General features: G+C 33.9%; 19 protein-coding genes and 1 pseudogene. 13 read left to right on the top strand and 7 right to left on the bottom strand.

The genetic code is table 11. The features are described from left to right. Positions 1-270 precede the first annotated feature (270 nt). From hisG to hisIE, 8 genes are all read left to right on the top strand, one after another. A complete protein-coding gene (hisG, locus tag RRF69_RS11300) occupies positions 271-1,128 on the top strand; it encodes an ATP phosphoribosyltransferase (protein ID WP_316939885.1) in 858 nt (285 codons plus the stop codon). Between the two features lie 62 nt (positions 1,129-1,190). Then, the gene (gene hisD / locus RRF69_RS11295; RefSeq protein WP_316939884.1) at positions 1,191-2,474 is read left to right on the top strand and encodes a histidinol dehydrogenase; all 1,284 of its coding nucleotides are present in this window, start codon (positions 1,191-1,193) and stop codon (positions 2,472-2,474) included. A 43-nt stretch (positions 2,475-2,517) separates the two neighbouring features. Beyond that, the gene (gene hisC, locus RRF69_RS11290; protein WP_316939883.1) at positions 2,518-3,570 is read left to right on the top strand and encodes a histidinol-phosphate transaminase; all 1,053 of its coding nucleotides are present in this window, start codon (positions 2,518-2,520) and stop codon (positions 3,568-3,570) included. Continuing rightward, on the top strand, positions 3,571-4,707 hold the full coding sequence (gene hisB, locus RRF69_RS11285; protein WP_316939882.1) for a bifunctional histidinol-phosphatase/imidazoleglycerol-phosphate dehydratase HisB: 1,137 nt from the start codon (positions 3,571-3,573) through the stop codon (positions 4,705-4,707). A 63-nt stretch (positions 4,708-4,770) separates the two neighbouring features. Then, positions 4,771-5,355, top strand: a complete 585-nt coding sequence (gene hisH / locus RRF69_RS11280; protein WP_316939881.1) for an imidazole glycerol phosphate synthase subunit HisH — start codon at positions 4,771-4,773, stop codon at positions 5,353-5,355. A 116-nt stretch (positions 5,356-5,471) separates the two neighbouring features. Further along, complete coding sequence (gene hisA, locus RRF69_RS11275; protein WP_316939880.1) at positions 5,472-6,224, top strand: 1-(5-phosphoribosyl)-5-[(5-phosphoribosylamino)methylideneamino]imidazole-4-carboxamide isomerase; 753 nt, start codon at positions 5,472-5,474, stop codon at positions 6,222-6,224. 130 nt (positions 6,225-6,354) lie between these two features. Beyond that, positions 6,355-7,110, top strand: coding sequence for an imidazole glycerol phosphate synthase subunit HisF (gene hisF, locus RRF69_RS11270; RefSeq protein WP_316939879.1), 756 nt, complete (start codon positions 6,355-6,357; stop codon positions 7,108-7,110). A 104-nt stretch (positions 7,111-7,214) separates the two neighbouring features. Further along, a complete protein-coding gene (gene hisIE, locus RRF69_RS11265) occupies positions 7,215-7,814 on the top strand; it encodes a bifunctional phosphoribosyl-AMP cyclohydrolase/phosphoribosyl-ATP diphosphatase HisIE (RefSeq protein ID WP_316939878.1) in 600 nt (199 codons plus the stop codon). A 9-nt stretch (positions 7,815-7,823) separates the two neighbouring features. On the opposite strand, the gene RRF69_RS11260 is transcribed toward hisIE, so the two are convergent. Next, positions 7,824-8,636: a DUF1853 family protein gene (locus RRF69_RS11260; protein WP_316939877.1), complete on the bottom strand. Its 813-nt coding sequence runs from the start codon at positions 8,634-8,636 to the stop codon at positions 7,824-7,826. Positions 8,637-8,702: 66 nt separating this feature from the next. On the opposite strand from RRF69_RS11260, the gene RRF69_RS11255 reads away from it, so the two are divergent. Next, on the top strand, positions 8,703-9,377 hold the full coding sequence (locus tag RRF69_RS11255) for a DUF2461 domain-containing protein (protein WP_316939876.1): 675 nt from the start codon (positions 8,703-8,705) through the stop codon (positions 9,375-9,377). Here RRF69_RS11255 and RRF69_RS11250 read toward each other — a convergent pair. Continuing rightward, the gene (locus tag RRF69_RS11250) at positions 9,354-10,706 is read right to left on the bottom strand and encodes an MATE family efflux transporter (protein WP_316939875.1); all 1,353 of its coding nucleotides are present in this window, start codon (positions 10,704-10,706) and stop codon (positions 9,354-9,356) included. The two genes, RRF69_RS11255 and RRF69_RS11250, sit on opposite strands and share 24 nt — an antisense overlap. A gap of 108 nt (positions 10,707-10,814) precedes the next feature. Here RRF69_RS11250 and RRF69_RS11245 point away from each other — a divergent pair, with 108 nt between their 5' ends. The 4 genes and pseudogenes from RRF69_RS11245 to RRF69_RS11230 all read left to right on the top strand — a co-directional run bounded on the left by RRF69_RS11245 (position 10,815) and on the right by RRF69_RS11230 (position 13,460). Then, complete coding sequence (locus tag RRF69_RS11245; RefSeq protein ID WP_316939874.1) at positions 10,815-11,210, top strand: thioesterase family protein; 396 nt, start codon at positions 10,815-10,817, stop codon at positions 11,208-11,210. Positions 11,211-11,246: 36 nt separating this feature from the next. Then, positions 11,247-12,364 (top strand): annotated as a pseudogene (locus RRF69_RS11240) (DEAD/DEAH box helicase). Between the two features lie 2 nt (positions 12,365-12,366). Continuing rightward, a complete protein-coding gene (locus RRF69_RS11235; protein ID WP_316939873.1) occupies positions 12,367-12,990 on the top strand; it encodes a trimeric intracellular cation channel family protein in 624 nt (207 codons plus the stop codon). A 5-nt stretch (positions 12,991-12,995) separates the two neighbouring features. Further along, positions 12,996-13,460, top strand: a complete 465-nt coding sequence (locus RRF69_RS11230) for a MaoC family dehydratase (RefSeq protein ID WP_316939872.1) — start codon at positions 12,996-12,998, stop codon at positions 13,458-13,460. Positions 13,461-13,505: 45 nt separating this feature from the next. Here RRF69_RS11230 and RRF69_RS11225 read toward each other — a convergent pair whose 3' ends face one another. The 5 genes from RRF69_RS11225 to RRF69_RS11205 form a co-directional block, all read right to left on the bottom strand. After that, positions 13,506-13,934: a hypothetical protein gene (locus RRF69_RS11225; RefSeq protein ID WP_316939871.1), complete on the bottom strand. Its 429-nt coding sequence runs from the start codon at positions 13,932-13,934 to the stop codon at positions 13,506-13,508. 92 nt (positions 13,935-14,026) lie between these two features. Then, a complete protein-coding gene (locus RRF69_RS11220) occupies positions 14,027-15,427 on the bottom strand; it encodes a TolC family protein (RefSeq protein WP_316939870.1) in 1,401 nt (466 codons plus the stop codon). A 3-nt stretch (positions 15,428-15,430) separates the two neighbouring features. Continuing rightward, positions 15,431-16,789: an HlyD family secretion protein gene (locus tag RRF69_RS11215; RefSeq protein ID WP_316939869.1), complete on the bottom strand. Its 1,359-nt coding sequence runs from the start codon at positions 16,787-16,789 to the stop codon at positions 15,431-15,433. Between the two features lie 3 nt (positions 16,790-16,792). Beyond that, on the bottom strand, positions 16,793-18,406 hold the full coding sequence (locus tag RRF69_RS11210; RefSeq protein WP_316939868.1) for a peptidase domain-containing ABC transporter: 1,614 nt from the start codon (positions 18,404-18,406) through the stop codon (positions 16,793-16,795). Positions 18,407-18,452: 46 nt separating this feature from the next. Then, positions 18,453-19,124 carry a TetR/AcrR family transcriptional regulator gene (locus RRF69_RS11205; protein ID WP_316939867.1) on the bottom strand — a complete coding sequence of 224 codons (672 nt, stop codon included), beginning with the start codon at positions 19,122-19,124 and terminating at the stop codon, positions 18,453-18,455. Between the last annotated feature and the right edge of the window lie 144 nt (positions 19,125-19,268).

The following is a 19,268-nucleotide window of genomic DNA, read 5'->3' as shown; positions in this document are numbered from 1 at the left end:
GCTAAATTTTATGATACCCTTAAAAATAAAGGGAAATATCAAATATCGTTACTAGGTTTTTTTTTATAAATATTAAAATCACTATATTTGTTGCTTACGATCAAAAAAATGAAATTTATTCAAAACCATCACCACCATTTTCTAATTTGCAATCAAGCGAAGTGAAAATGTATTGAATAAAATCAAGATATTTACAAACCCGTTTGAGACAATCAAGCGGGTTTTTTCTATGAAAATAAGACGGATTGCTCAAGCATTAAACAACAGAACATGAAAAAAATTAGAATTGCAGTTCAAAAATCAGGAAGATTAAATGAAGATTCTATGCGAATCTTAAAAGAAATTGGAATTGCTATTGACAACGGTAAAGATCAGTTAAAAGCTTCAGCAAGAAATTTTCCTTTAGAAGTTTTCTATTTAAGGAATGGTGACATACCTCAGTACTTGAGAGACGGAGTGGTAGATGTTGCCATTATTGGAGAAAATGTATTGATCGAAAAAGGAAGTGATCTTCAATTTGTAGAACGATTGGGTTTTTCGAAATGTAAAGTTTCGATAGCGGTACCGAAAAGTTCTAAAGCAAATTCATTGAAAGATTTAGCAGGAAAACGAATCGCCACATCCTATCCCAATACCGTCCAGAAATATTTACAGCAAAATGCTATTGACGCTAATTTACACACCATTAGTGGTTCTGTGGAAATTGCTCCTAGTATAGGCTTGGCAGATGGAATCTGTGATATAGTATCGAGTGGAAGTACCTTGTTTAAAAACGGATTGAAAGAAATTGAAGTACTTTTTGAATCGGAAGCTGTTTTAGCAGTTTCACCCTTAATTTCGGAAGAAATGAGTACTATTTTAGAAAAAATTCAATTTAGAATTAAAGCAGTATTGAAAGGGAGAAATTCAAAATATATTTTACTGAACGCTCCCAATGACAAACTCTCAGAAATCATTTCTGTTTTACCTGGAATGAAAAGTCCTACAGTTTTGCCATTGGCAAAAAATGGATGGAGTTCTGTGCATTCTGTGATTGACAAAGGACAGTTTTGGGAAATTATTGATGAACTCAAAGCTTCAGGTGCAGAAGGAATATTGGTTTGTCCAATTGAAAACATGGTTATTTAAAAGACTCAAACCTTGTTGGTTTTTGACGCGAAATTTTTTAGAATCTCTTAAAATCGAATACAATGAATATCATAAAGAACCCCGCAAAAAAAGAGTGGAAAACCATATTGCAACGCCCCACACAAACGGTTGGTGATATTGAACAAACGGTAACTCAAATTTTTGACGACGTTAAAAGAAATAAGGATGCTGCCATTTCAAAATATACTGCCCTTTTTGATGGTGTCGAATTAGAAAACACCCAAGTTGCTGTATTTGAATTTTCAATTGCAGTTGCTAAAGTTTCCGATGAATTGAAAATTGCAATTCAACAGGCAAAATCAAATATTGAAGCGTTTCATACAGCTCAAAAAACGGAAAAGGTTTTTATAGAAACCACTAATGGTGTTTCGTGTTGGCAAGAAAAAAGACCCATTCAAAAAGTAGGTTTGTATATTCCAGGAGGAACCGCTCCTTTATTTTCTACCGTTCTAATGCTTGCTATTCCAGCACAAATTGCAGGATGTAAAGAAATTGTATTGTGTTCCCCTCCCAACAAGGACGGAGAGATTCATCCCGCTATTTTATATACAGCACAACTCTGTGGTATCACCAAAGTGTTCAAGGTAGGGGGGATTCAGGCCATTGCTGGAATGACCTTTGGTACTGAAGTCATTCCGAAGGTCTATAAGATTTTTGGACCTGCAAATCAATTTGTAACCGTTGCTAAACAATTGGCAACCAAATATGGTGTTGCAATTGATATGCCTGCAGGGCCAAGCGAATTATTAGTGGTTGCTGATGATACTGCCAATGCGAGTTATGTTGCTTCAGACTTGTTGAGTCAAGCTGAACATGGAGCAGATAGTCAAGTCATTCTGGTTTCAACATCAGAAAAACTAATTCAAAAAGTTTCTTTGGAACTTCAAAAACAATTAATAACGCTTCCTAGAAGAGATATCGCGCAAAAAGCCATCGACAACTCCAAATCGATATGGGTTGCTTCTGATGAAATTGCCTTGGAATTGATCAATGAATACGGACCAGAGCACTTTATTGTTTGTACTAAGAATACGAGTTTTTATGTAGATCAGATTGAAAATGCTGGCTCAGTGTTTATTGGGAATTATACCCCTGAAAGTGCTGGTGATTATGCTTCCGGAACAAATCACACCTTGCCAACCAATGGTTTTTCGAAAGCCTATTCTGGGGTGAATCTAGATAGCTTTACAAAAAGTATTACCTTTCAAGAAATCACTAAAGAAGGAATTTTGAATATTGGAAATTCTATCGCTGTTATGGCCGCAGAGGAAGGTTTAGAAGCCCATAAAAATGCTGTGATTTTACGATTAAACGATTTAAAATAAACAAATAATTATTTGACGACGACCTTTGGGAGTCGATGCGATTATGGATACTACAAATTTCAACATCAACCAGCTCGTAAGAGAGAACATCAAAGGTTTGCAACCGTATTCTTCGGCAAGAGATGAATACAGTGATTCAAGTACACAGGATATGGTATTCTTAGATGCGAACGAAAATCCTTTCGAAAACGGTGTCAATCGATATCCCGATCCACAACAAAATCAGGTGAAAGAAATTTTATCGAAGCTAAAAAAAGTAGCACCCAAAAATATTGTATTAGGAAATGGGAGTGATGAAATTTTGGATTTAATTTTTAGAGCTTTTTGTGAGCCTAACATAGACAATATTATCACATTGCCTCCTACGTATGGGATGTACAGTGTTTTGGCGAATATCAATGCGATTGAAAATACAAAAGTCCTATTGACTGATCGTTTTCAACCAAAAGTTACTGAAATTTTAAAGCATGTAAATCCACGTACAAAAATTTTGTTTTTATGTTCACCTAACAATCCTTCTGGAAATAGTTTTTCGACAGAAAAAGTGGAAACTCTGTTGGGGGAATTCAAAGGTTTGGTAGTGATAGACGAAGCCTATATTGATTTTTCGGATGAAAAAAGTTGGTTGGAACGATTGGAAGAATTTCCAAATTTGATCATTACACAAACGTTGTCAAAGGCTTATGGCTTGGCAGGAATCCGCTTAGGGGTTTGCTATGCTTCTCAAGAAATTATCAGTATTCTAAACAAGATCAAACCCCCCTATAATGTCAACGAACTTACACAGCAAAGAGCAGTTGAGCGTTTGAGTAAGGCTGAAGAGGTAAGTTTAGAAATTCTTGAGATAAAAAATCAAAGAACAGCGTTGATTTCTCGTTTGGAAACAATTCCTTTTATTCAAAAGATTTATCCGACAGCTTGTAATTTTGTGTTGATCAAAGTAGATGATGCCACCAAACGATACCAACAACTCATCGCAAAGGGAATTGTGATTCGAAATAGAACTACACAACCTCTTTGTGAAAATTGCCTAAGAATTACTATCGGAACCGAAGAAGAGAATACAACATTATGGAACGCTTTAAAAGAATTATAAATGAAAAAAGTATTATTTATAGATAGAGATGGAACTTTGGTTTTAGAACCCCCTGTAGATTATCAATTGGATAGTTTGGAGAAGTTAGAATTTTACCCAAAAGTATTTCAATACATGGCAAAAATTGCTTCAGAATTGGATTATGAGTTGGTAATGGTTACCAATCAAGATGGATTGGGTACCAGTTCTTTTCCTGAAGATACTTTTTGGCCAGCACAGAATAAAATCATCAGTGCCTTTGAAAAAGAAGGTGTTGTCTTTTCTGAAGTGTTGATCGACAGATCTTTCCCACATGAAAATGCATCTACTAGAAAGCCAAGAACAGGTCTTTTGACTCACTATTTTTCTGAAACCTATGATTTGGAGCACTCTTTTGTATTGGGAGATCGAATGACAGATATGGAATTGGCAAAAAACTTAGGGGCAAAAGGAATCTATTTAGCTGAAAATCCTGATTTAGGAATTGAAGATATCGAACAGTCTAAACAAGAAATTGTTGGTTGTATTGCTCTTAAAAGTACTGATTGGGCTGAAATTTATAATTTCTTAAAGTTGAAAGATAGAGTAGCAGAAATTACAAGGAATACCAACGAAACGAAAATTTATATCAAAGTGAATTTAGATGGTTCTGGGAACAACGATATTTCTACAGGCTTGTCATTTTTTGATCATATGTTGGATCAGATTGGTCGTCATGGAGCTATGGATCTTACCATCAAAGTAAAGGGCGATTTGGAAGTGGACGAACACCATACAGTCGAAGACACAATGATTGCATTTGGAGAACTTTTTAACAAGGCCTTGGGAACCAAATTAGGAATTGAACGCTATGGTTTCTGTTTGCCAATGGACGACTGTTTAGCGCAAGTTGCAGTAGATTTTGGTGGTCGAAATTGGTTGGAATGGGATGCTGAATTTAAACGAGAAAAAATAGGGGACATGCCTACAGAAATGTTTTTTCACTTGTTTAAATCCTTTACTGATGGTGCAAAATGTAATTTGAATATCAAAGCAGAGGGAACTAACGAGCACCATAAAATTGAAGGAATTTTTAAAGCCTTTGCTAAAGCAATGAAAATGGCTGTAAAAAGAGATGCAAACAACATGTTTTTACCTTCCACAAAAGGAATGCTCTAAGACGAAGTTCTTATTGGTAATAATGTAACTTATTGATAAACAACAAATAATAAATAACTCATTATGAGAATCGTAATTATCGATTATGGTGCCGGAAATATTAAAAGTATTCAGTTTGCTTTTAATCGATTAGGTATAAATGCTATTTTATCCAACTCTATTGAAGAAATTAGAGCTGCCGACAAGATTATTTTTCCAGGTGTTGGAGAAGCTAGCTCTGCGATGAAAATGTTGAAAAAAAGCGGGTTGGATGTTGTGATTCCTACGTTAACTCAACCTGTATTGGGAATTTGTTTAGGCATGCAACTCATGTGCAATTCTTCTGAAGAAGGGAATACCAAAGGACTTGGAATTTTTAATGTCGAAGTAAAGCGCTTTTCAAAGAATGTAAAAGTTCCTCAAATGGGGTGGAATACCATTTCTAGTTTGAAATCCAACCTGTTTACAGGAATCCAAGAGAAAGAATTTATGTATTTGGTACATAGTTTTTATGCTGAAAACTGCAAGGAATCCATTGCAATTACCGATTACGAAATTCCTTATGCTGCTGCCTTGCAAAAAAATAATTTTTATGGAGTCCAGTTTCATCCAGAAAAAAGTGGCGTAGAAGGAGAACGAATTTTGAAGAATTTTATAGAATTAAAGTAAGAAGTTAGATAGTAGAAGTAAGAACATTAAATATCAAACTTTTAATATTTCACTTTTAATAGCTCACTTTGAATATCAAATTTTCCCAATCTAACTGTATAAAAAATATTTAAGATATGAGAATACTACCAGCGATAGACATAATAGACGGAAAATGTGTCCGCTTGACAAAAGGTGATTATAGTACCAAAAAAATTTATAATGAAAGCCCCATAGAGGTTGCCAAAGAATTTGAAGCTGCAGGAATAGAATTCTTACATGTAGTCGATTTAGATGGAGCAAAAGCAAGTCAAATAATCAATTATAAAGTTTTGGAACAAATCGCTTCAAAAACAAATTTAAAGATAGATTTTGGAGGAGGTTTGAAATCAGACAAAGATCTAGAAATTGCATTTAATTCAGGTGCACACCAAATTACAGGTGGCAGTATCGCAGTGAAAGATAGAGCAACTTTTGAGCGCTGGATTTCAAAATATGGTACTGAAAAAATCATTTTGGGAGCAGATTTTTATCCCGACCAAACAGGAGGGAAAATCGCAACTAATGGATGGCAAGAAGAAAGTAATATGGAGTTGATCCCATTTATAAAAGGATATCAGGAAAAGGGTATCGAATATATTATTTGTACAGATATTTCCAAAGACGGAATGTTGCTGGGCCCCAGTTTTGAAACCTATGTAAGTATTTTAGAATCTACTACAATAGCTTCCGAAAATCCCATAAAGTTAATTGCCTCTGGAGGAATTTCAACCTTTGAAGAACTCCCAAAGTTGTCGGAAATTGGCTGCGAAGGAGTTATTATTGGAAAGGCAATTTATGAGAATAAAATTAGTTTAAAACAATTGGAGAATTTTATAGTACAACAGTAGAAAATAGGAGACCTATACTATTGAAAGTTTGAAGTACAATAGACTTATTCACCTTCATTTTTTAATATCGTACTTCTTTTATTTCCTATCTATTATAAAGAACAGAACCCCAAATATAGAGCCATACAGCATGTTAACAAAAAGAATCATTCCTTGTTTAGATATTAAAAACGGAAGAACAGTAAAAGGAATTAATTTTATCAATTTAATAGATGCAGGAGATCCCGTAGTTCTAGCGAAACAATATGCCGATTTAGGCGCAGATGAGCTGGTTTTTTTAGACATTTCGGCAACTCTAGAAGCGAGAAAAACGATGGTTGAAATGGTTTTGAAAGTTGCGGAACAAGTCAATATCCCCTTTACAGTTGGAGGTGGAATTTCTTCTGTTGAAGATGTAGACCTTTTGTTGAAATGTGGTGCAGATAAAGTATCGATTAATTCTTCAGCAATCAAAAGACCTGAATTGGTTAATGAATTGGCAGATAAATTTGGAAGTCAGTGTGTCGTGGTGGCAATAGATGCAAAAGAAGTTGATGGTCAATGGTTGGTGCATTTAGCAGGAGGAAGTATTCCTACGGAGATCAATTTATTTGATTGGGCAAAAGAAGTAGAAGAACGAGGAGCGGGTGAGATTTTATTTACTTCAATGAATAATGATGGCACAAAAAAAGGCTTTGCCAATGAAGCTTTAGCAAAATTGTCAACTGAATTGAATATACCGATTATTGCTTCTGGTGGAGCTGGAACCATACAGCATTTTATAGATACCTTTCAACAAGGAAAAGCCGATGCCGCATTGGCAGCAAGTGTTTTTCATTTTGGTGAAATACCAATTTTAGAATTGAAAAAAGCATTGAAAGTCCATTCCATTCCAGTGCGTATCTAATAATAAGTAAAGGATAAGAGTTTTTAAATAATAATAGTTAACAAGTACCCAAATTCTCCGATTAGATAATTAAATTTGCTAACAGGAGTAATAAAACAACAAGAATGAATATCGATTTTAATAAAAATTCAGACGGATTAGTACCTGCGATTATCCAAGATGCAACGACCAAAAGGGTCTTGATGTTGGGCTACATGAACGAAGAAGCCTTTGCTAAAACTCAAGAAACCCAATTGGTTACCTTTTTTAGTAGAACAAAAAATCGTTTGTGGACCAAAGGAGAGGAAAGTGGAAACGTATTAAATTTAGTTGATATCAAATTGGACTGCGACAATGATAGTTTATTGATCCAAGTGCATCCAAATGGACCTACCTGTCACAAAGGAAGCGATACTTGTTGGAATGAAGTTAATAGTCCAAATTATGGGTTCTTTTCTACCTTAGAAGAAGTTATTTCAGAGAGAGTTGCCAACAAAGACACTCAGAAATCCTATGTGGCAAGCTTATTTGACAAGGGAATCAATAAAGTAGCACAAAAAGTAGGAGAGGAAGCTGTGGAAGTTGTGATTGAAGCAATGGATTCAAATGATGAATTGTTTATTTATGAATCTGCCGATTTATTATTCCATTATCTATTATTGCTTCAAGCAAAAGGATTTAAGTTAAAAGACATTGAAGCAGAGCTAAAAAAGAGGCAAAAATAAGCACTCGTTTTACCACCAAACAAAAAAGAATTTCTCGAGTACTCCTTTTGGGTTTTTTACCCAGCAGAGTGGGGAAAATTGCCTTTCTAAAAAGTCTTTAGATTGGTCAATGAAATCTGAATAGCTAAGCCAATCTACATTCGTGTGAGGTATGACTAACCAATCCTTCTTTTTTGGAATATAGAATGTAGCTGTATTCAATCGGGAAATTTCATTTCTATGAAAATAAAATCCAACAATACACTCCGAATTCAATTGGTGTAACTGAATATTCTTTGCTGAATAAGGAATAAATAATTGTGCTTTAAAATAGACCTGTTGAACAATTTGATCAATTTCCAAAGGAAGCTTTTCTAAATAAAGAATACATTCCTTGGAGTAGAGCAGAGGTAACTGTTTTTCTTTGAGTTTGTTTAATTTAGAGCGCAAAGTGTCTTTTTTATTGGGACCTACAAAATGGGAAATTTCGTCAGTTCCAACGGAGGGATCATATAAGTAAAATTTATAAATCACTTCAAGATGAATCGGTTTTTTATTTTTTAAGAGGATACAATCAAGTTCTCCTAAGGTGGTTTTTTCTCTCTGAATTTGAATATTTTCAGAAAGAATTTCGATCTGAGGATTTTGACGAAGTTGAAAGGAAACAAAACGTTCGATGTATTTCCCCAGTCTTAGATTGGCGTCAATTGCGAGATTAAAAGCAGTAAACTGCTGCGCTATTTTAAAAGGTTCGAAAGTATAAAACGGTTTCCCTACCCATAAACTGGGAGTTTTGAGAAAACCTTCAAAATGTTTTTGGATGTCTTTGGTTTTTTGTTGCATTCATCTTCGAAAATACAAAACCCTTTCCAAATAGTTTTCGTAAATTTCACATTTAAAATTATTTTTATGCAATTCAATTCATCGACCTTACACTATTTAAATGAGCTTCAACAAAACAACAATAGAGATTGGTTTGCTGATAACAAACTAACCTATTTGAATGCTCAAAAAAATGCCAAAGAAGTTTTTGCTGCGATTCACGAACAATTGCAACATCACGACGAAATTGAAAAATCTAAAATGATGAGAATCTATAGAGACGTTCGTTTTTCTCATGATAAAACTCCCTACAAAGCCCATTTTTCAAATTCTTATTCTAGATTAGGAAAAGAATTAAGAGGAGGGTATTTTTTGAAAATTAAACCTGGAGAATCAATGCTAGCTGGTGGGTTTTGGGAACCTAATAAAGAGGATTTGTTCAGGATTCGAAAAGAAATAGAGATGGATGCTTCTGAAATCAGAGGTATTTTAAAAGACCCTAATTTTCAAAAATATTTTGGAAACCAGTTTGAAAGTCTAGGGGAGCTAAAAACAGCTCCAAGAGGTTTTGACAAAGAACATCCAGCTATCGATTTATTACGAAAAAAGGGGTTTATAGCCGTCCGAAATTTTACCGATGCAGAAGTTTTGTCAGAAAATTTTGTAAACGAAGTAAATGAAAGCTACAAAGCATTGCGACCCTTTTTTGATCTATTTAGTGATATTTTAATGACCAATTTAAATGGGGAAAGTCTCCTTTAAATTCGTTTTTATTTCTTTTTTTAAAACTACATAGGTAATGATTGTCGCAAGTACATCGCCAATGGCAAACGAATACCATACACCGTCTACACCGTAATAAACAGGTAAAATATAGGCCAATGGAATAAGGAAAACACCTTGTTTCAAGAGGGTTAATAACAATGCAGGCAAAGCTTTTCCTGCAGCTTGAAAATACGCAGATCCCACCAATTGTATCGCAATGATAGGAGAAACTAAAAAGACTAGTATCATTGCTCTTGGTGTTTCAGCTAGTAAGATCGGATCTGTAGAAAAAATACTGATGATTTCTTTTGCAAAAATAATGATCAACACATAAATAAACCCAGCAATTGCACAACCATACCCTATGGCTTTTTGAATGGTTTCTATCACTCGATCAAATTTTTTGGCACCATAATTATAGCCTGCAATTGGTAAAAAACCTTGTGTAATGCCCATAATTGGGAATAAGGCAAACATCATCACTCGATTGATAATTCCAAAGATTGAAATCGAAATTTCACCTCCATATTTGTATAAGGAATAATTTAAGACAATCATTAAAACACTGATAGTTCCTTGTCTAACTACCGAGACACCTCCTAGTTTAACAATTTCATTCACGATTGAAATATCGAATCGAAAATATTTAGGAACAATTTTTATTTCACTTTTTTTTGAAATAAAGAAATAAAGAATAAACAAACCACAGCTGGCAAAGGAAATTGAAGTCGCAAGACCAGCTCCATACATGCCCATGTTTAAATACTTTATCAGTAAGATGTCTAAAAATATATTGACTACTGCAGGAACCATCATGGCATACATGGCAAATTTCGGCTTTCCTACTGCTCTAATTACTGGGTTTCCCATCATGGCAAAGGTTAAAAAAGGAACCCCATAAATTATGATGTCAAAATACTCTTGACTAGGTTGTAAAATTCCTCCTTTTCCTCCAAAAAGCGTTAAGATTTCAGTACTAAAAAGATTTCCTAAAATAACAAATAGCAATACCAAAAGAATTGTTAAGCTCATTTGATTTCCAAAAGTAAGAATGGCTTTTTTAACATCTCCATTTCCCAAAGCCCTTGAAATAATTGAACTTCCTCCAATACCGATTCCCATTCCAATAGAAGAGATCATAAATGCAATGGGTAATACTACAGTGATAGCCGCAATGGCTAATACTCCAATCCATTGCCCTACAAAAATAGTGTCTATTATCATATTTAATGACATGACAAGAATTCCAATAGATGCTGGAACTGCTTGTTTTATCAATAATTTACTAATCTCTGCTCTGCCTAATTCTTCTGCTAGTTTTACCATAATTTTTCGACTGCAAAGATGACGATTTTATAACAGTTGTGTTGAATTCAGACCTCATTTATTATTATCGCCACATAAAATTGTATAGGTTTGTAAAAAAATAGATCCATGAGCTCAATCTTTGAATTGAAACGTATTGTACAGTCGGAAGATATTGATGAATTAAATCACGTAAATAATGCTATTTATGTAAAATGGATGGACGAAATAGCTCACCAACATTGGACTGTTCTGACAGAGAATTACCCGCTACCTGAATATATTTGGGTCGTTTTAAGACATGAAATTGATTATGTAGGACAGGCAGTTCTGAACGATGAAGTGCTTGTGAAAACATGGATTGGAAACACTCAAGGATTTAAATCTGAAAGGCATATTGAGTTTTCTAAAAATGGAACTCTTTTGGTAAAGTCAAAAACCATTTATGGTATGTTGGATGCAATAACCTACAAGCCTACTAGAATTAGAGAAAACGTATTAAAAGTATTAGAACCTTTCAAATAAAAGTATCTTTGTGCATCTATATTAGAACCATCAATTATGTCAACATTTTCAGCATTAGGAATCCGTAAAGAGTTTCTTCAAGGATTAAAGGAGTTAGGAATTAGTTCTCCTTCAGAAATTCAAGAAAAGGCCATTCCTTTATTATTAAAGTCAAAAACAGATTTTGTAGGATTAGCGCAAACGGGTACTGGAAAAACCGCTGCTTTTGGGTTGCCTATTTTACAACAAATAGACCCTCATAAAGATGAAATTCAAGCCTTGATATTATCGCCAACTAGAGAGTTGGTGCAACAGATTAAAAAACAATTGTTCAAGTACACAAAATATTGTGAGGATAAAATCTTTTTAGAGGCTGTTTTTGGTGGAGAGAAAATTGATATACAAATCAATAAATTAAAAAGAACTACTCATATTGTTGTAGCAACACCAGGAGGTTGGTCGATTTAATTGAACGTGGGGATATTGATATCAGTCACATTACTACTTTGGTGTTGGACGAAGCTGACGAAATGTTATCAATGGGATTTAAACAAGATTTAAATCGTATTTTAAAATTCACAACTGGAGAAAGAAATACGTGGTTGTTTTCTGCGACCATGCCTGATGAAATTCAACGAATTATCAAAATTTATATGGATTCAAATTCACCTAGAGTTGAAATCAATAAAAATTCTTTGGTAAATGAAAACATCAATCATCAATACATAAAGACCACTATCAAGCAAAAAACGAATGCCATCATTTCCTATATTGAAAGAAGAGGTACAGAACGAGGAATCATTTTTTGTAAAACAAAATTAGGGGTTCAGAGTTTGTGTCATCAACTAAAAGAAGAAGGATTCTCTGTAGGAGCCTTAGAAGGAGATATGCAACAAAGAGATCGTGAAAAAGCAATGCGAGCCTTTAAGAACGGAAGTTTACAGTATTTAATTTCTACTGATGTTTCTGCAAGAGGTATTGATGTAAGAGGTTTGGAGTTTATCATACACCACCAATTACCCGAACAGATGGAATACTATACCCATCGAAGTGGAAGAACTGCAAGAGCAGGGAAAACAGGAAATTCTATCGCTTTTATCTTACCGAGTGAATTGGAAAGGATTCATGAAATTCAAAAAGAACTCAAAATTAGTTTTACCGAAGTAGAATCGTAGTAATGGAGTTAATTTATATCTTAGACCTTATTGGAACCTTTGCATTTGCCATTAGTGGTGCCTTATTTGCTTCTGATAAAAAGTTTGATCTATTTGGAGTTCTAATAATTGCCTTTGTAACTGCTGTGGGAGGTGGAATGCTCCGTGACATTATGATCAATGCGCATCCAATTAATTGGATTGGTGATTTAAATTATGTGTGGACGATTTTAATTGCTGTTGTATTTACCTTTTTATTCAAATCGAAAATTGCCCCTTTAAGTAAAACCTTATTTTTGTTTGATACAATTGGGATTGCTGTCTTTACCATGTTAGGTGTTCAGAAAGGGTTTAGCTATCATTTACACCCTTTTGTTGCAATATTGATGGGAATGGTTTCTTCAGTCTTTGGAGGTGTTTTAAGAGATGTTTTGACCAACAGAGTTCCATTGATTTTTCAAAAAGAAATTTATGCCTCCGCATGTTTGTTAGGTGGCTTGGTATTTTGGATAGCAAATTTTATTCAGCTTTCAGAATCTATACAGTTACTGGCTACGATCTGCACAGTAGTACTTGTGCGCTCTATTGCAGTGAAATTTCATCTAGAATTACCTAAAATTAAGGACGATATTTTTCAAAAAAACTAACAATCATGCAAGCACTTCTTTTTAAGGATATTACTGAATTTAGTAGCATGTTGGGAAAATCCTTACCGGATGGAGATTGGTATCCAATCACACAACAAATGATCAATGATTTTGCAAATGCTACTTTAGATAAACAATGGATTCACATTGATAAAAAAAGAGCCGCAAAGGAAAGTCCATTTAAGATGACTATTGCTCACGGATTTATGTCGGTGGCCATGATTTCTAAGATGCTCGAAAACGCATTTACAATCCAAAGTGTAACCATGGGCTTAAATTATGGAATGAATAAAGTTCGTTTCCCTAGTCCTGTTCCTGTTAACAGTGAATTAAGAATGCGTTCGATGGTCAAAGAAATAGCTCCTTTGGGTGAAAAGGGTATTAAAGTAATTTTTGAATGTATTATCGATATCAAAGGTCAAGAAAAACCCGCTTGTGTTGCTGAATTTATTGCAGCATTATTTGAATAAAAATTGAGCTGCTTAAAAGTAAGCTTCATTATTATTAGGAATCTCTTAAGACAGCCACCCTTTTGAATCGACCAATCGAGAATACCAGACTAAGAATACTGCAAATCCAATAATCAGAATTGGCATTGCAATTCCTCCTAGTCCATACACATCTTTTATTTCACTCATAAATCCATGAGTCATTTGTACAAGAACCCCTAGTAAGGAAATGATAAAAAATGTTTTGGCAATTTTTTTTCTCAACAACAACAAAAGAGATCCTAGAACTCCAGCAAAAACTGCAAAAGCAAAAGCTGCAGTTGCCCAAGCTGGAACAGATTCCATATACAACCTCTGATTTTCGGGCAACAAGGCTTTCAAATCATCTGTAATAAAAGCCTGTCCAATGTAATTTAAAACGCCCATTATATTCCATACCAATGCAACGATGCTTAGAATCCAAAATACGATATTTGGTTTATTTGATTGTGACATGATTTTGTATATTTATAGTTATAAATATAAATGTACAAAAAATATCGGTAAAGTGTTTGTAAATAAGGTGTTAAAATTTCAAATCACATTTTTTATTCAAGAATTGAAATGGCTGCAGTTTTAAATAATGCTGCTTTTGAAGTAAAAAAAGCATTCTCTAAATTAATTGCTTTGAGTTGTACATCAATCAATTTAGATTCTCTAGAATTTACTAAGAACAATGAACTCTCTCCTAAAAAAAACTTTCGTTCTTCTGCTTTTAATAAAGTAGAATAATCTGCAACGATGGTTGTAGTATACTCTTCTTGAATTTGAAAAGAAGCTAGTTCTAGTTGAATGGCATTGATTTTGTTTTTGAGCACTACTAGGGTAGACTGATTTTCAAAATCAAGTTCTTTCAATTTGATTGTCGCTAATTTATAATCTGCTCGCTCTTTTCTTAAAAACAAAGGGACACTAAAAGATACTCCAGCTTTATAATTATTGGTATTCAATGCCTTCAACTGGGGACTATTTTCTGTCAATACATTGTATTGCAGGTCTATTTTTGGTAATAAATTATTTTTTTTCAACCTTCTATCCATATCGAGCCCCTCTCTTTTATAGGAGATCGCTTTCATCTTTGGGTGTTGCTCAATGTCAAAATTTTCAATATTAAAAAGTGCAATATTCAATGCAGTATCAATCGAATCCATCGTTTGGATATCGGGAATCATGTTGGCTTGCAATTCTACAGGAGTATTATTGTTCAACCATAAAAAAGAAGAAAGTGCCAAAGAAGATTTTATCAATTGTATACGCGCTTTTTCTAAGTTTAGTTTCCGTGTTTTTAAAGTAATTCCTGCTTCTAAGGTATCAATTGCTGGCTTATCACCTGCTTTAAAGGCTTTTTGAGTGGCATAAAGTCGAATTTCAGCATTCTTTAAAAATGCTTCAAATATCATTTTTTCCTTGTAGGCTTTCAGCCAATCAAAATACGAGATGGATGCATTGTGTAAAATGTCATTGACAAGAATTTGTCGTTCTTCTTTGGCTTGATTGATGAAAAAACGGGCCTTTTTTAGAGAGGCCATACGCTCATTCATCAAAAAACCTCTTGCTAGAGAAATACTAACCCCTGCACTGTAGAGCCCGTCTATTGGAAGTTCGGATTCTGGATTCAAATACAATCCATCATTTTCTTCAAAATTTGCTTTAACTTCTATTCCATACCAAGTTGGAATTTTAAATGCTGCATTGAGTTTATTGTAGTAGTCTTTATTTTGAAACTGTTTTTTGTTATAATCAACTTCAATTTTTGGATCAAAAGCACCTCTTGCCTTTAGCAATTGAGCTTCACTAGTATGAAGTATTAAATTGGCCTGCTTAACGATGGGGTGATAGGACTTTACAAATCCCAAATATTCAGACAAACTCAATACATTTGAGATGTTTTCTTGAGAAAAACCAACAGAAAATGAAAAAATACTGAGGAGTATAATATGCTTTTTCATAACTTAATTTTTAGACACTTTGCTGTTCTTTGATCCGTTTTCAGGTTGATAATAATTTGGAGGGAAACTGTTCAGTTGTCTCCAGAATTCAAACCATATCGGGACATCCTCCAATAGTGCAATGGTTTTTGCTCCCGAGCCTACTCGCAATACTTCGGGCCATGGATGATCCTTTGCGTCGGGAGCCAAAAGAACCCGATATTTTCCATTAGGACTGATAAATCGTTCGATTGCAACCACTTTTGCTCCATAGGTTCCATAGGAAATAGTAGGCCATCCACTAAAAACAATTGCAGGCCATCCATCAAATTGTACTCGAACTTTTTCATCCAAATGAAGCAATGGCAAATCGATGGGTCTTACAAAGGTTTCAACAGCTAATTCATAGTTGGCTGGCATGATTCCTACCAAATCTTCTCCTGACTTAAAGGTTCCACCAATTCCTCCTTTGACGGCTTTGTTAATATATCCGTTTTGTGGCGAAGTAACATATAAAAGACTATTTCGAACTTTATAATTACTGTTGCTATTCTCTAATTTTGATACTTGAGCTTGTGCATTATATCCTGCAGATTTTGCAGTGTACATCTCACTTTGTGCTTTTGAAATTTTATCGGTAAAAGCGACTTGTATTCGAGACAATTCTAGTTGTGCATTTAAAATTTCATTTTTGCTTCCCAGCAACTTGTTTTCTTGTGAGATTCTTTTTGCATCAGTCTCTTGCAATTTTAATCGCTTTTCTTCTACATCTTTTACGGCTTTTAAGCCTTCTTTTTGAAGAGTCAAGGTACGATTGTATTGAGTGGTTGCAATTTTGACATTTGTATTTGCAGCAACAAAATCGATGCTATCTCTTTTCACTTTTAACTTCGATTGCAACAATTTGTTTTTTGCTTGTTCAATTTTCAATTGTTGTTCATTTTTCAATGCTTTTATCTGTCGTTGTAAAGCAGCTACTTTCTCGTTATAAGCAATAACAGAAGCGTTTTTAGCAGAAATTTGCTCACTGGTTCTTTCAATGAGTTTGCCATCAAAATAATCACTTTTCACTTCAGAAATTCTCATGATAGTATCTCCTTTTTTGACAAAATCACCCTCTTGAACAAACCATTCTTCAATTCTTCCCGGGATTTGAGATTGAATCGTTTGAGGTCTTTGCTCTGGGCTTAAAGTGGTTACCAAACCTTTTCCTGTGATGTTTTGTGTCCAAGGAAGAAATAATAGAACAAATCCCATACCAGCAAATATCAATAAAAAGCGATTGAACATTTTGTAATACTCTTTGTCGAAAATTGTTGTACCTGACTTGTATTTTTTCAAGTTTACTTTTTTGTGCAACTGATTGTTAGAAATATTTAACATCGCTTATTTGTTTATGGTTCCTTTTTCTAAGGTAATTACTTGACTACATTTTTTAACCCATTCTTGATTGCTACTGACTACTATTAAAGACCAAACTCTTTGCGGATCGGTTAAGTAGTTGATGATATGATTGGTTTCTTTAGGATTAAATTGATCCAAAGGATCTTCTAAAATCATAACCTTGGGTTGTTTAATTATAGCTCTTGCCAAAATTATTTTCTTTGCAATTGTATAGGACATTTGCTTTCCTTCTGGATACAAAACCGTTTCCAATCCATTGGGCTGTTCTTTGATAAATTGCGTTAAACCAACTACCGCTAGGACTTCAAAAATTAATTCATTAGCGACTGTATTATTTCCAAAAGTAAGGTTCTCTCTAATGCTTCCTTCAAAAGGAGTTTCATCCGATAGCGACAAACCGAGATTGGACCTGTAATGATTGAGATGTAAACTACTTAACGATAAATTGTTAATGTAAATATTCCCCGAAGTATGAGAGTTGATGCCAGAAATCAAACGAAGTAAACTCGATTTTCCAGATCCACTTTCTCCCTGAATCAAGAGTCTACTTTTAGGTGATAGCTCCAAAGAAATGTTTTGAATAATTGCTTTTTTTCTATTTTTTACTTTGTAGGAAATGGCATCCAATTCAATGTGGATCCCATTTTTAAAAGTTGATTTGCTTCCTTCTTGAGATTCTAATTCTTTGTCAACAATTTGACCCAATTTTTCTATGGAAGTCAACACATCATAAAATGATTCTAAGCCCGTAATCAATTTTTCAACAGAAGCTATCACCAAAAGAATAATAATTTCTGCAGCAACAAATTGTCCAATATTCATTTCTTGATTTAACACCAAAGCACCTCCAATTAATAACAGTCCTGCGGTGACAAACACTTTAAATCCAATCATTTGAATAAATTGAATTACTAGTATTCTAAAATGTCGATTTCTAGCAGTGATGTACGAGTCTACCAATGCATCGTTTTTGTCGAGTGCTAAATTGGTATTTCCGGAAAGTTTAAAGCTCACCAATGTTCGAGCAACTTCTTGAATCCAATGTGCTACTTTGTATTTTATTTTTGATTCCTCTAAACTTGTTTGCAATCCTTTTTGAGCCGTAAACTTGAATACAATATAGATTAAAACCAACAATAGAAACCCAAAAATGATAAAAAACGGGTGGTAAAATGATAATAAAATCAAGGCAAAAATAATTTGCAATAGGGCAGAAGGGACATCGATCAAAATTTTAGACAGTCCTTTTTGAATAGTTAGGGTGTCAAAAAATCGATTTGCTAATTCTGGTGGGTACTCATTCCGTAACGCATTCATTTTTATTTTTGGAAAACGATAGGTCAACTCAAAAGAAGCCCGTATAAAAATACGTTGCTGAATGGTTTCAATAATTCGTAATTGCATTAATTGTAGTGCCCCAGAAAACACGACTCCAATGGTAACCAAAATTACTAAGATAAACCATGAAGTAGATATTTGTGCTCCTTGAATTAGATTGATAATTGCTTGAATTCCTAAGGGCAAAGACAAAGCAACAAATCCATTGAAAATTGCGTAGTAAAAAATTTGAAAAATATCTTTACGTTCCAATTCCAACAAACCAATAAATCGTTTCAGGGGATAATTGTATTTTTTTCATCTTTTATTTAATTGCGTTTTTTACTAATTGATTGAAATATTGGGTAATACTTGTTTCACTGTCTGCACTGGTTAAGGTTGGGAAATGTTCTTTTAAATAATGTTGGTGAATTGCACCTTCTAGGAGAGTACTAGCTAAACTAAGCGCATACGGATACTTAGGATGAATGCTTGTGATTGTTTCTTGAATTCGACTGATCAGACGTTTGTAAACAGTAAAGTATCCTTCTTTGTTTTCAGCATCCACATTTTTGGTCAAATAGGATTTTGGACCCTCATTGACAATTATTTTGTACAATAAAATTTCGTTGATATGTGTAAAATTACTGTCTTTTGTAACAGCCCGAGTAACCACTTCAATGACTTTTTCCAACTTTGTTAACTGGTTTTGAATACTATAGGTTTCGATGACTAATTGATATTCTAACCACGACCAATACCATGAAGTTAGATATAATAAAAGTTTGTGTTTGCTTTCAAAATACCTATAAATTGAGCTTTCATTTGAATTGATGCGCAACCCTAGTTTTTTAAACGTAAAATTTTCAAAACCAATTTCATCTATCAAAAGAATACTATGTTCCAGAATTTTCTTCCCCAATTCAGAGGTTTCAGGATCTTTTATATAGATTTTATCGGGAATTGAAATTTTGATATTACCTAATAAATGCTGCATACTTCAATATATTTTTGCAAATATAATAGTATTACTATTAATATCAAAAAGCAAAACTATTATTTATTGAAATTTGAATATAAAATTTAATTAATCATTTAAAAAATATTATCTTTGTAGGGTAAGAAAGAATACACAACTCCT

This window comes from Polaribacter sp. HL-MS24, assembly GCF_032758595.1.
Taxonomy (GTDB): domain Bacteria; phylum Bacteroidota; class Bacteroidia; order Flavobacteriales; family Flavobacteriaceae; genus Polaribacter.
The sequence above is the reverse complement of the archived record's forward strand: the minus strand, read 5'-3'. Positions and strand labels throughout refer to the sequence as shown.

What these genes read in the sequence shown, in the direction of transcription:
- hisG (WP_316939885.1), top strand. Translation starts at nt 271, where the DNA reads ATGAAAAAAATTAGAATTGCAGTTCAAAAATCAGGAAGATTAAATGAA.
- hisD (WP_316939884.1), top strand. Translation starts at nt 1,191, where the DNA reads ATGAATATCATAAAGAACCCCGCAAAAAAAGAGTGGAAAACCATATTG.
- hisC (WP_316939883.1), top strand. Translation starts at nt 2,518, where the DNA reads ATGGATACTACAAATTTCAACATCAACCAGCTCGTAAGAGAGAACATC.
- hisB (WP_316939882.1), top strand. Translation starts at nt 3,571, where the DNA reads ATGAAAAAAGTATTATTTATAGATAGAGATGGAACTTTGGTTTTAGAA.
- hisH (WP_316939881.1), top strand. Translation starts at nt 4,771, where the DNA reads ATGAGAATCGTAATTATCGATTATGGTGCCGGAAATATTAAAAGTATT.
- hisA (WP_316939880.1), top strand. Translation starts at nt 5,472, where the DNA reads ATGAGAATACTACCAGCGATAGACATAATAGACGGAAAATGTGTCCGC.
- hisF (WP_316939879.1), top strand. Translation starts at nt 6,355, where the DNA reads ATGTTAACAAAAAGAATCATTCCTTGTTTAGATATTAAAAACGGAAGA.
- hisIE (WP_316939878.1), top strand. Translation starts at nt 7,215, where the DNA reads ATGAATATCGATTTTAATAAAAATTCAGACGGATTAGTACCTGCGATT.
- RRF69_RS11260 (WP_316939877.1), bottom strand. Translation starts at nt 8,636, where the DNA reads ATGCAACAAAAAACCAAAGACATCCAAAAACATTTTGAAGGTTTTCTC.
- RRF69_RS11255 (WP_316939876.1), top strand. Translation starts at nt 8,703, where the DNA reads ATGCAATTCAATTCATCGACCTTACACTATTTAAATGAGCTTCAACAA.
- RRF69_RS11250 (WP_316939875.1), bottom strand. Translation starts at nt 10,706, where the DNA reads ATGGTAAAACTAGCAGAAGAATTAGGCAGAGCAGAGATTAGTAAATTA.
- RRF69_RS11245 (WP_316939874.1), top strand. Translation starts at nt 10,815, where the DNA reads ATGAGCTCAATCTTTGAATTGAAACGTATTGTACAGTCGGAAGATATT.
- RRF69_RS11235 (WP_316939873.1), top strand. Translation starts at nt 12,367, where the DNA reads ATGGAGTTAATTTATATCTTAGACCTTATTGGAACCTTTGCATTTGCC.
- RRF69_RS11230 (WP_316939872.1), top strand. Translation starts at nt 12,996, where the DNA reads ATGCAAGCACTTCTTTTTAAGGATATTACTGAATTTAGTAGCATGTTG.
- RRF69_RS11225 (WP_316939871.1), bottom strand. Translation starts at nt 13,934, where the DNA reads ATGTCACAATCAAATAAACCAAATATCGTATTTTGGATTCTAAGCATC.
- RRF69_RS11220 (WP_316939870.1), bottom strand. Translation starts at nt 15,427, where the DNA reads ATGAAAAAGCATATTATACTCCTCAGTATTTTTTCATTTTCTGTTGGT.
- RRF69_RS11215 (WP_316939869.1), bottom strand. Translation starts at nt 16,789, where the DNA reads ATGTTAAATATTTCTAACAATCAGTTGCACAAAAAAGTAAACTTGAAA.
- RRF69_RS11205 (WP_316939867.1), bottom strand. Translation starts at nt 19,124, where the DNA reads ATGCAGCATTTATTAGGTAATATCAAAATTTCAATTCCCGATAAAATC.